12 protein-coding genes are annotated in these 15,194 nt (G+C 72.9%); 6 read left to right on the forward strand and 6 right to left on the reverse strand.

The features are described from left to right. Positions 1-542: 542 nt before the first annotated feature. The 6 genes from AB0B83_RS28260 to AB0B83_RS28285 all read right to left on the reverse strand — a co-directional run bounded on the left by AB0B83_RS28260 (position 543) and on the right by AB0B83_RS28285 (position 6,455). Positions 543-1,391 (reverse strand): PmoA family protein, encoded by an 849-nt coding sequence (locus tag AB0B83_RS28260; protein ID WP_357580708.1) that lies wholly within the window; start codon positions 1,389-1,391, stop codon positions 543-545. Between the two features lie 23 nt (positions 1,392-1,414). Further along, a complete protein-coding gene (locus tag AB0B83_RS28265) occupies positions 1,415-2,053 on the reverse strand; it encodes a hypothetical protein (protein ID WP_357580709.1) in 639 nt (212 codons plus the stop codon). After that, positions 2,050-2,811 carry a carbohydrate ABC transporter permease gene (locus AB0B83_RS28270; protein WP_132238380.1) on the reverse strand — a complete coding sequence of 254 codons (762 nt, stop codon included), beginning with the start codon at positions 2,809-2,811 and terminating at the stop codon, positions 2,050-2,052. The genes AB0B83_RS28265 and AB0B83_RS28270 overlap by 4 nt, the downstream gene beginning before the upstream one ends. Positions 2,812-2,948: 137 nt before the next feature. Then, positions 2,949-3,929: a sugar ABC transporter permease gene (locus tag AB0B83_RS28275; protein WP_357580710.1), complete on the reverse strand. Its 981-nt coding sequence runs from the start codon at positions 3,927-3,929 to the stop codon at positions 2,949-2,951. A gap of 29 nt (positions 3,930-3,958) precedes the next feature. Then, positions 3,959-5,308: an extracellular solute-binding protein gene (locus AB0B83_RS28280; protein WP_357580711.1), complete on the reverse strand. Its 1,350-nt coding sequence runs from the start codon at positions 5,306-5,308 to the stop codon at positions 3,959-3,961. 19 nt (positions 5,309-5,327) lie between these two features. Beyond that, positions 5,328-6,455 (reverse strand): LacI family DNA-binding transcriptional regulator, encoded by a 1,128-nt coding sequence (locus tag AB0B83_RS28285; protein ID WP_357580712.1) that lies wholly within the window; start codon positions 6,453-6,455, stop codon positions 5,328-5,330. Positions 6,456-6,694: 239 nt separating this feature from the next. On the opposite strand from AB0B83_RS28285, the gene AB0B83_RS28290 reads away from it, so the two are divergent. From AB0B83_RS28290 to AB0B83_RS28315, 6 genes are all read left to right on the forward strand, one after another. Beyond that, positions 6,695-8,023, forward strand: coding sequence for a Gfo/Idh/MocA family oxidoreductase (locus tag AB0B83_RS28290; RefSeq protein WP_357580713.1), 1,329 nt, complete (start codon positions 6,695-6,697; stop codon positions 8,021-8,023). A gap of 30 nt (positions 8,024-8,053) precedes the next feature. Further along, positions 8,054-9,478, forward strand: a complete 1,425-nt coding sequence (gene uxaC, locus AB0B83_RS28295; RefSeq protein ID WP_357580714.1) for a glucuronate isomerase — start codon at positions 8,054-8,056, stop codon at positions 9,476-9,478. After that, positions 9,475-10,779: an enolase C-terminal domain-like protein gene (locus tag AB0B83_RS28300; protein WP_357580715.1), complete on the forward strand. Its 1,305-nt coding sequence runs from the start codon at positions 9,475-9,477 to the stop codon at positions 10,777-10,779. The genes uxaC and AB0B83_RS28300 overlap by 4 nt, the downstream gene beginning before the upstream one ends. Continuing rightward, positions 10,770-12,260, forward strand: coding sequence for a mannitol dehydrogenase family protein (locus tag AB0B83_RS28305; protein ID WP_357580716.1), 1,491 nt, complete (start codon positions 10,770-10,772; stop codon positions 12,258-12,260). The genes AB0B83_RS28300 and AB0B83_RS28305 overlap by 10 nt, the downstream gene beginning before the upstream one ends. Before the next feature lie 41 nt (positions 12,261-12,301). Further along, positions 12,302-13,501: a Gfo/Idh/MocA family oxidoreductase gene (locus tag AB0B83_RS28310; RefSeq protein WP_357580717.1), complete on the forward strand. Its 1,200-nt coding sequence runs from the start codon at positions 12,302-12,304 to the stop codon at positions 13,499-13,501. A 171-nt stretch (positions 13,502-13,672) separates the two neighbouring features. Then, positions 13,673-15,061, forward strand: a complete 1,389-nt coding sequence (locus AB0B83_RS28315; RefSeq protein WP_357580718.1) for a polysaccharide lyase family 1 protein — start codon at positions 13,673-13,675, stop codon at positions 15,059-15,061. The last annotated feature ends 133 nt before the right edge of the window (positions 15,062-15,194 follow it).

A 15,194-nucleotide genomic window follows, 5' to 3' on the forward strand; every position in this document is an offset into this window, starting at 1 on the left:
GGGGTATAAATCATAATTGGCACTGGCTTATCAAGCACCCTGTTGAGTTCTCAAAGAACAACCACACACCGCCCAGAAACCCCACACCGTGGAGCACCCGACCCGGGGCATTTCGTTCACCATGTCCGCCGCTCTCGCGCCGGGCACTTTTACTACGTTACCCGGTGGTTTCCGCCGTGTCAAACCGCTTCGTAGCGATCCGCACCACTTCAACCAATTTCCGGGCATCCCGATGGCGCCGACTCTCGTCGACGATCTTCGGGAATTTCGGCAGCCCGGCCGCTTCGCGGTTTCCCGCGAGCTCGCCCGGTTCCCTGCCGGCCGTGAACCTTACCCGGTCGGTTCCGCCTCACCAAATCCGCCTCGCGACGAATCCGGGGCACCGCCCGTGCCGACCCCGATGGGATGACCCCACCCGGACCGATGGTCTCACCGCGCTCCGGCCTCGCCAGGGCTTTCGCCCTGTTCGTCCGTTCCGCGCTGGCAGAGAGAAAGTTACGCCCGCCCGGCAAGATCGTCAAATCCGGGGTGGGAGGGCCGCGTCACACCGTCCCGCCGGCGGCCAACGCGGCGGCCGTCGCCTGGTCGAGCGTGCCGTCGGCGACGACCACCCGGTGCCGCCCGGTGCGACTCGTACCCGCGGTGATCACCCTGGGCCGGTCGAAGGCGAACGCCACGCAGACCCCCGGGTACATCGCGGTGCGGACGAACCAGCGGTCGCCCTCCGCGAGCCCTGCCAGCACGAGCGTGTACGCGGCCCCGTCCGGCCCGGTGCCGGCGAACGCCAGCCACGGCGCGTCGCTGCCGTTGACCGCGTCCTCCCCCTCGGCGGTGGCGGTGCACACCCGCGCGGGTGTCGCGCTGACCGCCCGCCAGAAGAAGCCGCCGTAGCCGGCGCCACCCGGGCGTCCGTTGGTCGCCGGGCTGCCCAGGCCGACGTCCCGGTCGGCGGGGGCGGTCAGCGTGTACCCGACGTCGAGGGCCCAGGCCCGCTCGCCGACCCGCTGCGCGGCCAGCTCCCGCCGCTCGGCGAGCAGCACCGCCCCGTCCCGGTCCCGCCACTCCAACTGGTGCGCGAGCCGTTGCGGGTCGCGGGTCTCCCAGCGGGTGTGCGCGATGCGGCCGTGGTCGTCGCGCCACGTGTAGCCGGTGTCGCGGACGTAGGTGCGCCCGCCCCAGAGGTTGGTGCCGTCGACGTCCTGCACGGCCAGGGACGCGCCGAGGTGCCAGACGTGGTCGGCGGGAAACGCGTCGGTGACCACGGTCCCGCCGAGGGTCCGCACGGGGTGCAGGTACGGGCGGGGGCCGTGCCGGGGGTCGATCGCCGGGTCGACGACGTACCGGGCCACCGGCACGTCGTCGACGCTGAGCTGCCGATCGTTCTCGGTCACACCGGCCCGCCGGTCGCCGCCCGTCACGACTGTCCCACCGGGGCGGGCACGGTCCGCCGCGCGACGGCGTGCAGGGCGGCGACCACGTACCCGGCGAGGATGGGCACCGCGACCGGGATGACCAGGACGGCGAGCAGCGCGGCGACGGCGCTGACCCCGCCGGCGGCGGCCCAGGTGCCCGGGCGGGCGCGGCAGGCGCCGGCGGCGGCACCGGCGGCCTCCCGCCAGCCACGGCCACCGCGGCGGCCGACCTCCACCACCACCAGCGCGGCGTACCCGGCCAGGGCGGCGGCCAGCACGACGGTGACCAGGAGCAGCGGTGCCCCGCCGGGGACCCGGCCACCGGCCAGCGCGGCGACGTTCACGGCGAGCAGCCCGAACGCGGCGACCGTCAGCACGCTCACCCCGACGCCCGGCAGCAGGGCGCGGCCGTAGCGGGTCAGGTTCTCCCGCGCGGAGGGCCAGGAACCGACGGTGTACCGGTCGTGCACCGCCGCGCTCGCGGCGGCGACGGCCGCCGCCGCGGTGAGCACCGGCAACGCCGCCAGGGTCAGGGCGATGCCGAGCACCGCCAGGTCCGTGGCGTCGGTGAGCACGTCCCGCCAGTCACGGCGGGCCGGCCCGTCCTCCCGGTCCGGCCCGCCGTCCGGGTGCGACCTCATCCCTTGAGTCCGCTCGTGTTGATGCCCTCCACCAGCATCCGCTGGAAGGCCACGAAGAACAGGAACACCGGCAGCAGCGACAGCACCGACATGGCGAACATCGGGCCGACGGCGCTCTGGCTCGTCGAGTCGATGAACAGGGTCAGCGCCACCGGCACGGTGTAGTCCTCGAGGTCGGAGAGGAAGACGAGTTGCCGGAAGAAGTCGTTCCAGGTCCAGATGAACGAGAAGATCGCCGTGGTGACCAGCGCCGGCCGGCTCAGCGGCAGGATCACGTGCCGGAAGATGCCGAAGGCGTTCGCACCGTCGATCTTGGCGGCCTCGTCGAGCTCGCGTGGGATGCCCCGCATGAACTGCACCATCAGGAACACGAAGAACGCCTCGGTGGCCAGGAACTGCGGGATCAGCAGCGGCAGGTACGGCCACTCGCCGCCCACCAGGCCCAGGCTGCGGAACAGGATGTACTGCGGCACGATCAGCACGTGCCCGGGCAGCAGGAGCGTCCCGATCATCACGGCGAACCAGACGCCCCGCAGCCGGAACCGCAGCCGCGCGAAGGCGTACGCGGCGAGCAGGCAGGAGACGCCGTTGCCGACCACGGTCAGCAGGCTGACCATCGCGCTGTTGAGGAAGAACCGGCCGAAGCTGAAGTCGAAGTTGGTCCAGCCGTCGGCGTAGTTGCCGGGGGTGAACTCGTTCGGCAGCAGGCCGATGTTGTTGACGATCTCCTCCTGGCTCTTCAGGGACGTACCGATCATCCAGAAGAGCGGGTAGAGCACGACCGCGACGATCGCGATCAGGATGAGCAGGCGCACGGCCTGCCCGCCGCCGCTGGCCCGGCGCGGGCCGCGCGGGCCGGTCGTCGCCGGGGTTGCCGTCGGGGTCGCCGTCGCCGTCACCGGTCCTCCCCGTCCGAGTAGTGCACCCAGAACCGCCCGGTGCTGAAGAAGATCGCGGTGATGATCGCGATGGCGAGCAGGAAGACCCAGGCCATCGCCGAGGCGTAGCCCATCTCCAGGTTGGTGAAGCCCGTGATGTAGAGGTTCAGCGTGTACATCAGGGTGGAGTCGACCGGGCCGCCGGTGCCGTTGCTGAGCACGAACGCGGCGGTGAAGCCCTGGAAGCCGTTGATGGTCTCCAGCACCAGGTTGAAGAAGATCACCGGCGAGAGCATCGGCAGGGTGACGGCGACGAACTGCCGCCACTTGCCGGCGCCGTCGACGGAGGCCGCCTCGTAGAGCTCGGTGGGCACCTGCTTGAGGCCGGCCAGGAAGATCACCATGGGCGCGCCGAACTGCCAGATGGCGAGCACCATGAGGGTCTCCAGGGCCCAGTCGGGGTCGTTGACCCACGGCTTGCCCTCGATGCCGAAGACGCTCAGCAGCGAGTTGAACGCGCCCTCGCGGTTGAACATGTTCACCCAGACGATGGCCAGCGCGACGCTGCCGCCGAGCAGCGACGGCAGGTAGAACAGGCCGCGGAACAGCCCGACGCCGCGCCAGGCGCGGTTGAGCAGCAGGGCCACCCCGAGGGCGGCCGCCAGCTTCAGCGGCACGGCGACCAGGGCGAAGGTGAGCGTCACCCGCACCGAGTGCCAGTACGACGGGTCGGCGGTGAACATGCGCTCGTAGTTGGCGAATCCGACCCACTCCACCTCGGAGAAGGGGGTGAGGATGTCGTAGTTCGTGAAGCTCAGGTAGAGCGACAGGAGCATGGGTATCGCCGTGACGGCCATCAGGCCGAGCAGCCAGGGCGACAGGAAGACGTAGCCGGCCAGACCGTCCCCGTGCCGGGCCCGCCCGACCCCGCGCCTGCCGGCGGGGGTCGGGACGGGTCCGGTACGTCGGGTCGGGTCGGGCGCCGTGGTCAGAGCCACGAACCGATTCCTCTCCGTGTGGCGTCAGGTCAGGCGATGGCGGACTTGCAGGCGGTGATGAACTGCTCCGCCGCCTGGGCGGAGCTGATCCGGCCGTACTGGGCGTTCTCGGCGGCCTTGATCAGCTCGGCGCGGACCTTGCTGTGCCCCTTGAGCGGGACCTGCGGCGCCTCGCCGAACTTCTGGGCCAGGTCGGACTCGACCTGGATCGACTGCTTCATCGCCGGGTCGGTGACGTCGTCGCTGACCACCCGGCGGAGATCCAGGTTCGACGGCAGGCCCCGGTCGGTGCCGAGGATCTTGACGGCCTCGGGGTCGTTCGCCAGGAAGTTGATCACGTCGACCGCAACGTCCTTGTGCTTGCTGCCCTTGAACACCGACCAGTACATGGAGGCGCGGGCCCACTGGGCGCTCGGGTCACCGGGGTAGGCGATGACGCCCAGCTCGTCCTTGGTGTTCTTCTTCAGCTCCGGCATCTGGTTGACCCAGACCCAGCTGGTGCCGGCCTTGCCGGTGACCACGAGCTGCTTGGTGATGTCGGTGGCGTTGCCCTCGTGGATGACGTCGGGGGTCGGGGTGGCGCCCCGGTCCCGGGCGCCCTTCCACAGGTCGAACCACTTCGTCACGTCCTCGGCGGTGAAGCCGAGCTCCTTGCCCTTGTAGAGGTCCTTGCCCTGCTGGCGCAGCCACACCCAGAACGCCTTGTAGTCGGCGCTCGGGTCCTGGGTGCCGGGCACCTTGGTCTTCTTCGCCACCTGCTCGGCCCAGGCGATGTGCTCCTCCCAGCTCATCCCCGTGGTCGGCTCGGACAGGCCGTTCTTGGTCAGCAGCGTCTTGTTGTAGACCAGGCCCTGGGTGTTCTCTCCCGAGGCCACGCCGGCGAGCTTGCCGTCGACCACGCCGTACTGCCAGAGGCTCTTGGGGAACTTCGACACGTCGAGGTCGCCGGAGTCCTTGTACGACGTCAGGTCGAGGGTGGTGCTGCGCGAGGCGTACTCGGCCAGGTAGTTGTCGTCGATCTGGAAGAGGTCCGGCGGGTTGCCGCCGGCGGTGAGGGTGGCCAGCTTGTCGAAGTAGCCCTGGTTGGCCTGCCAGGTCTTCTCGAACGTGACGTTCGGGTGCTTCTTGGTGTAGAGGGCGAGGGCCTCCTCGGTCAGTTTCGCCCGGGCCTCACCGCCCCACCAGAAGACCGAGAGCTTGACCGGGGCGTTCGGGTCGGTGCTGGCCTCGTCGTCGCCGCCGCAGGCGGCGGCACCGAGGACCAGGGGCAGGGCGACGACCGTGGCGAGCAGGCCGCGGATCAACCGCCGCCGGCGGACGGGGGTACGGTGAACGGGCACGGCCTGCGTGCCAGTGGTGGGGGGCGTTGCGGGGTGCATGTGCGCTCACTCCTTGGCGTTAGGAGGCGACGACGCCACCGGTGGCCGCGGTCGGGCGACCCGGGCCCGCAAGGCGATGCGGGCCCGGGACGACCAACTCGGCGTCGGGGCGGTTCCGACCGTCTGCCGGCGCGGCGGCGGTCGAGTCGCGGATGACCAGTTCGGTCTGGAGCATTACCTGTGCGGTGGTACGACGGTCGTCGCTCGTGACACCCCGACCGCCGCGTGAGCCACGGGCGGCGACGGTGTCGTGTTGCAGGAGCATGTCGACGGCCGTCCGGCCGGCGGCCGCGTTGGGCGTGGCCACCGTCGTCAACTTGGGCCGGGTGAGCCGGCTCAGGGCGATGTCGTCGATACCGACGACGCTCACGTCCTGCGGGACGCGCATCCCGACGGCGTCGAGCCCTTCGATCAGGCCGATCGCCATCAGGTCGTTGTAGGCGAGGACCGCCGTGGCCTCGCTGCGGCGGACCTGCTCGGCGAGGGCCGCGCCGCCGGTCTCGGTGGGCTGGTTGGGCCCGAGGACGGTGAACTCGGCGCCGCCGGCCCGCGCCGCGACGCCGGCCGCCCGGCGGATCTCCCGGCTGGTCCACGAGCCGCGCGGCCCGCTGAGCAGCGCGATCCGCCGGTGGCCGAGGCCGAGCAGGTGCTCGATGGCCGACCGGGCGCCCTGCCCGACGTCCATGGTGACGCAGGGCAGGCCGGCGACCTGCCGGTTTATCACCACCAGCGGCACTTCGCGGCTGAGCTGCTCGATCATGCTGTTGCTCATCCGCGGGCTGCACAGCAGCACCCCGTCCACCTGCTTCGCGAGGGCGTGGACCAGCTCCTCCTCGGCGATCGGGTCCTCGTTGGTGTCGGCCACGAACACGTGGTAGTCGCGTTGGCGGGCCTGGCTCTCCGCCGCCTTGATCAGCGGCGGGAAGAACGGGTTGGCGATGTCCGCGATGATCAGGCCGATGTTGTGCGTACGGCCGGTGATCAGGGCGCGGGCGGCGCGGTTGGGCCGGTAGCCGAGCTCCTCGGCGCAGGCCAGCACCCGGCCCCGGGTCTCCGGGTTGACCAGGTGCGGGGCCGAGAACGTGCGGGAGACCGTGGAAATGTGCACGCCGGAGGCCCGGGCGACGTCTCGGATGGTGGCTGGCACGGCGGGGCCCTTCGTCCAGTGTGGCTGGGGTCACGTCAGGTGCCGCCAATTAATGCAAACGGTTGTGCCGGTGTCAACGGTCGATGGTTACAGATGCGTTTCGGCCACGCTCCCACCATGTGCTGAAATGCGGATCAAATCGGATCTATGCCGCCGGTTTGGCATCGATCGTTGACGCCGCCGCGCGGCGCGTGGTTATTTCGCTGCAAACCTTTGCAGCAACACGGGAGGCGGTCGCCATGTCGTCCAGCACCGGTCAGCGGGTCCGACACGCCCTGGTGGGCACCGGGTCCCGGGCCGAGATGTTCGTCCGGGCGCTGGTGCGCGACCACGCCGACACCGCCGAGCTCGTCGCGTTCGCCGACGTCAACCAGGCCCGGATGGACGCCCACAACCGGTGGCTCGGCGAGCTGGGCCACCCGCCGGTGCCGACGTACCGGGCCGAGGACCTGGCCGCCATGCTCGCCAAGGAGCGGGTCGACGTGCTGGTGGTGACGAGCGTGGACGACACCCACGCCGCACACGTCGACACGGCGTTGCGGGCCGGCTGCGACGTCATCACCGAGAAGCCGATGACCGTGGACGCCGCCGGCTGCCGGCAGATCCTCGACGCGGTCGCCGACACCGGGCGGCAGGTGCGGGTGGCGTTCAACTACCGCTACAACCCGCTGCACGAGAAGCTGCGCGAGCTGCTCGCCGACGGCGCGATCGGCGAGGTGGGCTCGGTGCACTTCGAGTGGCTGCTCGACGTGCGGCACGGCGCCGACTACTTCCGCCGCTGGCACCGCGACAAGGCGCACTCCGGCGGCCTGATGGTGCACAAGGCCGGCCACCACTTCGACCTGGTCAACTGGTGGCTCGACGCCACCCCCGTCGAGGTGTACGCCACCGGCCGGCTGTTCTTCTACGGCGAGGCCGGCCGCCGGCACGGCTACGCCCGCGACTACGAGCGGGCGCACGGCTCCCCCGCCGCCGACGACGACCCGTTCGCGCTGCGGCTCGACGCGCACCCGAAACTGCGCGAGCTCTACCTCGACGCCGAGGCCGAGGACGGCTACCAGCGCGACCGCAACGTCTTCGCCCCGGGCGTGGACATCGAGGACGACATGGCGGTGCTGGCCCGCTACTCCACCGGCGCGACGATGACCTACCACCTCACCGCGTACGCCCCCTACGAGGGCTACCGGGTGATGGTCAACGGCAGCCGGGGCCGCCTGGAGCTGGAGGTCGTGGAGAGCGACCACGTCAGCCCGGCGTCCGCCGGTGCGCTGAAGGGCGCGGCGCTGCACGGCGACGAGGCCGCCGCCGAGGCCGGCTCCGCCACGCTGACCCTGCGGCCGTTCTGGGCGCCGCCGCAGGTCGTACCCGTGGCCGGGCACACCCGCTCCGGGCACGGCGGCGCCGACGCCCGGATGGCCCGGGTCCTGATCGCCGGCGAGCCGGACCCGATGGGGCGGGCAGCGACCGCCCGCGACGGCGCCCTCGCCCTGCTCACCGGGCTGGCCGCGAACCGCTCCTTCACCACCGGCGCCCCGGTCCGGGTCGCCGACCTGCTCGACCTCTCCTGAGCCACGAACACCCTCCGAGGAGCCCCACCCGTGCCCACGACCGACCTGCTCTTCCCCGCCGACCCCGCGCAGCGCGCGGTGGCCCGCCGGCTGTACGCGCTGGCCGCGCCCCAGCCGATCATCTCCCCGCACGGGCACGTCGACCCGGCGATCCTGGCCGAGGACCGCCCGTTCCCGGATCCGGCGCGGCTGCTCATCGTGCCCGACCACTACCTCACCCGGATGCTGCTCAGCCAGGGCGTCCCCCCGGCCGAGCTGGGCGTGCCCACCGTCGACGGCAGCCCCACGGAGCCCGACGGGCGCACCATCTGGCGGCGCTTCGCCGCGCACTGGCACCTGTTCCGGGGCACCCCCTCCCGGCTCTGGCTGGAGCAGACCTTCACCGACGTGTTCGGGGTACGCACCCCGCTCTCCCCGGCCACCGCCGACGCCGTCTACGACGAGCTCGCGGCCCGGCTCGCCGAGCCGGAGTTCCGGCCCCGGGCCCTGTTCGAGCGGTTCGGCATCGAGGTGCTCGCCACCACCGAGTCGCCGCTGGACGACCTCGGGCAGCACGCCAAGCTCGCCGCCGACGGCTGGGGCGGGCCGGGCGGCCGGGTGATCACCACGTTCCGGCCGGACAACGTGGCCGACATGGAGTTCGACGGCTGGGCGGACAACGTCGCGCGCCTCGGCGAGATCACCGGCGAGGACACCGGCACGTACGCCGGCTACCTGGCGGCGCTGCGCCGGCGGCGGGCCGCCTTCATCGCGGCCGGCGCCACCTGCACCGACCACGGCCACCCCACCGCGCGCACCCTGGCGCTGGGCGCGGACGAGGCCGCGCGCCTCTACGACAAGGGCCTGCGCGGGGTCGCCGACGCGGCCGACGCGGAGACGTTCCGGGCGCACATGCTGCTGGAGTTCGCCCGGATGTCGCTGGACGACGGCCTCGTCATGCAGCTGCATCCCGGCGCGGTGCGCAACCACAACCGCTGGCTGTACGCGCGGCACGGCCGCGACGTCGGCGGCGACCTGCCGCAGGCCACCGAGTACCTGCACGCGCTGACCCCGCTGCTGGACGCGTACGGCAACGACCCGCGGCTGCGGGTGGTGCTCTACACCCTCGACGAGTACACCTTCAGCCGGGAACTCGCCCCTCTGGCGGGCGGGTACGCCGCCCTGTACCTCGGTGCGCCGTGGTGGTTCCTGGACTCGCCGGAGGTGCTGCGCCGCTTCCGCGAGTCGGTCACCGAGTCCGCGGGCTTCTACAACACCGCCGGGTTCGTCGACGACACCCGCGCGTTCTGCTCCATCCCGGTACGCCACGACGTGGCCCGCCGGGTCGACGCCGCCTACCTGGCCCGGCTGGTCACCGAGCACCGCCTCGGCGAGGACGAGGCCGCCGAGACCATCGTCGACCTGGCGTACCGGCTGCCGAAGAAGGTCTTCAAGATCGGAGAGAATGTCCTGTGAGTGTCACCGTCACCGCCGTCGACGTGCACGACGTCCGGTTCCCGACCGCCGCCGCGGGCGACGGCTCGGACGCGATCAACCGGGGCGACTACTCGGCCAGCTACGTCGAGCTGCGCACCGACGCCGGCGTCACCGGGGCCGGGTTCACCTTCACCAACGGTCGCGGCAACGAGCTGACCTGCGCCGCGATCGAGGCCCTCGCCCACCACGTGCGGGGCCGGACCGTGGAGGAGATCTTCGCCGACCCGGTGGCGTTCTGGCGCTCGCTCAGCGCCGACGTGCAGCTGCGCTGGCTGGGCCCGGAGAAGGGGGTCATCCACATGGCCACCGGCGCCCTGGTCAACGCGGTCTGGGACCTGCGGGCCAAGCTGGCCGGCAAGCCGTTGTGGCAGCTGCTCGCCGAGCTGCCCACCGAGGAACTGGTGGCCAGCATCGACTTCCACCACATCACCGACGCCCTCACCCCGGAGGAGGCGGCGGCCATCCTCGACAAGGGACTGGTCGGCCTGGACGAGCGCCGCGCCGAGTTGGAGCGCGACGGGTTCCCGTCGTACACCACCTCGGTGGGCTGGCTGGGCTACCCCGACGACAAGGTCCGGGCGCTGACCCGGCAGGCGTACGCCGAGGGGTGGCGGGCGATGAAGATGAAGGTCGGCGGGCTGCCGGCCGACGACCTGCGGCGGGCGCGGATCATCCGGGAGGAGATCGGGCCGGACGCGCTGCTGATGATGGACGCCAACCAGGTCTGGGACGTCGACGAGGCGATCACCAACATGACCGCCCTGGCCGAGGTGGACCCGTACTGGATCGAGGAGCCGACGCACGCCGACGACATCCTCGGGCACGCCCGGATCGCGCGGGCGGTCACCGGCCTGACCGACGGCCGGTGCCGGGTCGCCACCGGTGAGGTGGCCGCCAACCGGGTCATCTTCAAGCAGCTGCTCCAGGCCGAGGCGATCGGCGTGATGCAGATCGACGCCTGCCGCGTCGGCGGCGTCAACGAGGTCCTCGCCGAGATCCTGATGGCGGCGAAGTTCGGGGTGCCGATCTGCCCGCACTCCGGCGGCGTGGGCCTGTGCGAGTACGTCCAGCACCTGGCCGTCTTCGACTACCTGCGGGTCGGCACCAGCCTCGACGGCCGGATGGTGGAGTACGTCGACCACCTGCACGAGCACTTCGTCGACCCGGTGCGCACCCGCGAGGGGCGCTACCTGCTGCCGGAGGCGCCCGGCTACAGCTCCACGATGAAGCCGGAGTCGATCGCCGAGTTCCGCTTCCCGGACGGACCGGTGTGGCGATGACCGGCGGCGCTGCCCGGCTCGGTCTCGGGACGCTACGCCGGCTGCCGACCGACAGCCGCCCGCTGATCCGCCCGGGCAGCGCGCCGGCGGGGATCGTGCACCTCGGGCTGGGCGCGTTCCACCGCGCCCACCAGGCCGTCTACACCGAGGAGGCGATGGCACGGGCCGGGGGCGACTGGGGCATCGTCGGCGTCGCGCCACGCAACCCCGACGTGGTGACGACGCTGGCCGCGCAGGACAACCTGTTCAGCGTCACCACCAGCAGCGCCGAGGGGTGCCACACCCGCGTCGTCGGCGCGCTGGCCGAGACGCGGCACGCTGCCGGCGACCCCGCCGCCGTGGTGGCGCTGCTGGCCGACCCGGCGATCCGGGTGGTCACCCTCACCGTGACGGAGAAGGCGTACCAGCTCGACCCGGTGACCGGCCGGCTGCGGCCCGACCCGGAGGTCGCCGCCGACCTGCGCACCGACCGGGCACCGGTCACCGTCCCGGGCCTGCTGCTGCGCGGGCTGCTCGCCCGCGCCGCCGCGCAGGGCCCCCCGTTGGCCCTGGTCAGCTGCGACAACCTGCCCGCGAACGGCCGCCGGCTGCGCGGCCTGGTCGAGCAGTCGGTGGCGTACGCGGGGGTGCCGGAGCCGCTGGCCGGCTGGGTGCGGGAGCACGTCAGCTTCCCCGGCACCATGGTCGACCGCATCGTGCCGGCCAGCACGGCGCAGACCCTCGCCGACGCCGAGCGGGCCCTCGGGGTGGCCGACCTGGCGGCGGTGGTCGCCGAGCCGTACCGGCAGTGGGTGATCGAGGACGACTTCCCGGGCGGCCGGCCGGCCTGGGAGCGGGCCGGCGCGGTGCTCACCGCCGACGCGGGAGCCTGGGAGCGGCTGAAGCTGCGCGCCCTCAACGGCGTGCACTCGGCCGCCGCCTACCTGGGTGCGCTGGCCGGCCGGGAGACGATCGCCGACGCGCTGGCCCTGCCGCACCTGACCACGGTGCTGCGGCAGCTGGTCGCCGAGGACGTGGCGGCCAGCTTCGACCCGCCCGAGGGCGTCTCGGTCGTCGCGTACGGCGAGGAGGTGCTGACCCGGTTCGCCAACCCGGCGATCCACCACCGCACCCTCCAGGTGGCCCTGGACGGCTCGCAGAAGCTGCCGCAGCGGATCCTGCACACCATCGCCGATCTGCGGGCCGCGGGGCGGTCGGCGCACTGGGCCACGCTGGTGGTGGCCGCCTGGCTGCGCTTCGCGGAGGGTCACGCCGACGACGGCAGCCCCCTGCCGCTGGCCGACCCGCTCGCCGAGGAGATCCGCGCGGCGCTCGCCGCCGGGGCGAAGACCCCGGCGGGGGCCGTCGACGCGGTGTTCGCGCTGCGCGAGGTCTTCCCCGCCGAGGTGGCCGAGGACGACGACGTACGCGCCGAGGTGACCGGGTGGCTGACCGCCCTGCAACGGCACGGGGTGGCCGCGACGTTGGCGGGCGCCCGGTGACGGCCGCCGCCGCGGGGGCGCCACCGGGACGGGCCGGCGCCGTGCCGAGGGTCGCGATCGTCGGGGCCAACGGGCACGGGCGCTGGCACCGGCGGGTCGTCGCCCCGCTGCACGACGCCGGGCGGCTGCGGCTGGTCGCCCTGGTCGACGTACGTCCGATCGAGGACGAGCCGGCGGCGCCGGTGCCCGACGGCACCCTGGTCCACGCCGACCACCGGGAGATGCTGCGGGCGGCCCGGCCGGACGTGGTGGTGGTCTGCACCCCGCCGCACACCCACCTGCCGATCGCCCTGGACGTGCTCGCCGCGGGCGCCGACCTGCTGCTGGAGAAGCCGCCGGTACTGTCCACCGCCGAGCACCGGGAGCTGGCCGGCGCCCTCGCCGCGACGGGCCGGGCGTGCCAGGTGGGCTTCCAGGCGCTCGGCTCGGCGGCGCTGACGGAGCTGACCGACGCGGTCCGGGCCGGGCGGCTCGGCACCGTCACCGGCATCGCGACGGTGGCGTCCTGGCAGCGCTCCGACGCCTACTACGCGCGGGCGCCGTGGGCCGGGCGGCGGACGCTGCACGGCCGGCCGGTGCTGGACGGTGCCCTGGCCAACCCGCTGGCGCACGCGGTCATGCAGTGCCTGGCGGTCGCCGAAGCCGCCGCCGGGGACGGGCCGGTGGTCCCCGCGCGGATCGAGGTGGAGCGCTACCGGGTCCGGCCGATCGAGGTGGACGACACGGCGACCCTGCGGGTGTCGTCCCGTTCGGGGCCGCCGATCGTCGCGGCGGTGACCCTGGCCGGGGAGGACTTCGTCGCCGGGGAGGTGATCGTGACGGGCACCGCCGGCCGGGCCGTGCTGGAGTACCCGACCGACCGGTTGCTGCTGCCCGGCGACGCCGGCGCACGCGAGGTGCCGGGCCGGCGCGGGCTGCTGGAGAACCTCCTCGCCCACCGGGCCGACCCGGCGGTGCCGCTGATCGCGCCCCTGGCGCGGACCGCCCCGTTCACCGCGGTGCTGGAGGCGGTCACGACCGCGCCGGAGCCGACGCCGCTCGGCGGCGACCGCGTCACCGCCACGGGCGACGGCCCGGAGCGGGTGCTCACCGTGCGCGGGGTGAACCGGCTGCTGCGCCGGGCGGCCGACGAGGGGGTGCTGCTGTCGGAGCTGGGGGTGCCGTGGGCGGTGGCGCCGCACCGCAGGGAGCTGATGGGACGGGAGGAACCGCAACCCACTGCAACTGAGCCGCCCGCCTGAGGCGGGTCCATATCGGATATAGGGGCGTCAACCCGACCGAGGGCGGCCGGGGCGATACCGGCCGATTTGATCAGTTGCAACACTTCTGCACACGTTTGTCATTGACGCGTATAAAACGCGAAACCTACCGTTGCCTGATACCCGACCGGCGACGAACAGGTGGTCCGATAGATGTGGAAGAAGGCAGTGGGCGCGGCGATGGTCGCCGTGACGCTCGCGGCGACACCCGGGAGCGTGACGGCGGCCCCGGACGGCGGGGCCGCTCCGGCGCAGAACGGCGCGGTCGACACGGCCGACGGCGGGCTCTCCTGGTTCGCCCGGCACCTCGGCCGGCAGGCCCTGCCGGCCGGGGACGGCTGGGCGGCTGAGGGGACCGGCACCACCGGCGGCGCGACGGCGACCCCGGAGCAGGTGCACGTGGTCTCCAGCCGGGCCGAGCTGGTCGCGGCCCTCGGCGGCGACAACGCCACCAACCGGGGCAACGCCACCCCGAAAATCATCTACGTCAGCGGCGCGGTCGACGGCTTCGAGGGGCCCGACGGGAGCATCCTCGACTGCGCCGACCTCGCCGACCCGGAGTACTCGCTGGCCGCGTACCTCGCGGCGTACGACCCGGCGGTCTGGGGCCGGGTGGCGCCGAGCGGGCCGCTGGAGGCGGCGCGGGTGCGCTCGGTGACGAACCAGACCCGGCAGACCCAGATCAACGTCGGCCCGAACACCACGATCGTCGGCCTGGGCGGCGCCCGGCTGACCGGCCTGACGCTGATGCTCGACGGCGCGCACAACACGATCGTGCGGAACCTGACGTTCGACGACGCCCGGGACTGCTTCCCCGCCTGGTCCCCCACCGACGGCGCCGCCGGCAACTGGAACTCCCAGTACGACCAGATCTCGGTGCGCCGCAGCGAGCACGTCTGGATCGACCACAACACCTTCACCGACGGCGACAACCCGGACAGCAGCCAGCCCGTGCACCTCGGCCGGCCGTACCAGGTGCACGACGGGTCGGTGGACGTCACGCACACCGCGAGCCTGGTGACCGTGTCGTACAACCGGTTCGTCGGGCGGGACAAGGTCATGCTCATCGGCTCGTCCAACACCGTCGGCCCGGACGTCGGGCGGCTGAAGGTGAGCCTGCACCACAACATCTTCGACGGGGTGCTCCAGCGGCTGCCCCGGGTGCGCTTCGGCCAGGTCGACGTGTGGAACAACCACTACCGGCTGGCCGGCGACGACTTCGAGTACGCGATCGGCGTCGGGGTGCAGTCCGCCGTGGTCGCCGAGAACAACTTCTTCACTCTCGGCGCCGGCGTCACGGCCGACACCCTGCTCTACGACTGGGGCGGCACCGCCGTCACCACCCGCGGCAACTGGGTCCGCGCCGCCGGGGACCGGGCCCGCCCGGTCGATCTGGTGGGCGCGTACAACGCGACGCACGAGCCGGACCTGGCCCCGGACGCCGGCTGGACGCCGACCCTGCGCCGTGGCCCGGTGCTGCCGGCGCCCGCGGTGCCGGCGGTCGTGGGCGCGCTGGCCGGCGCGGACCGACTGCTCCTCTAGGACGCCGTCCGCCGCGTCGTCCCACGCGGCGGCCGGACGGCCGGGGGGGGGGCCCCGCCCGCGCCCACCGCGGCCGCCCCCCCCGGGGCCCCCCCCCCCCCCCCCCGCGGGGCCCCAGAAAACGGCAACGGCG

Origin of the sequence: Micromonospora sp. NPDC049060 (assembly GCF_040649055.1) — a bacterium.
GTDB lineage: Bacteria > Actinomycetota > Actinomycetes > Mycobacteriales > Micromonosporaceae > Micromonospora > Micromonospora reichwaldensis.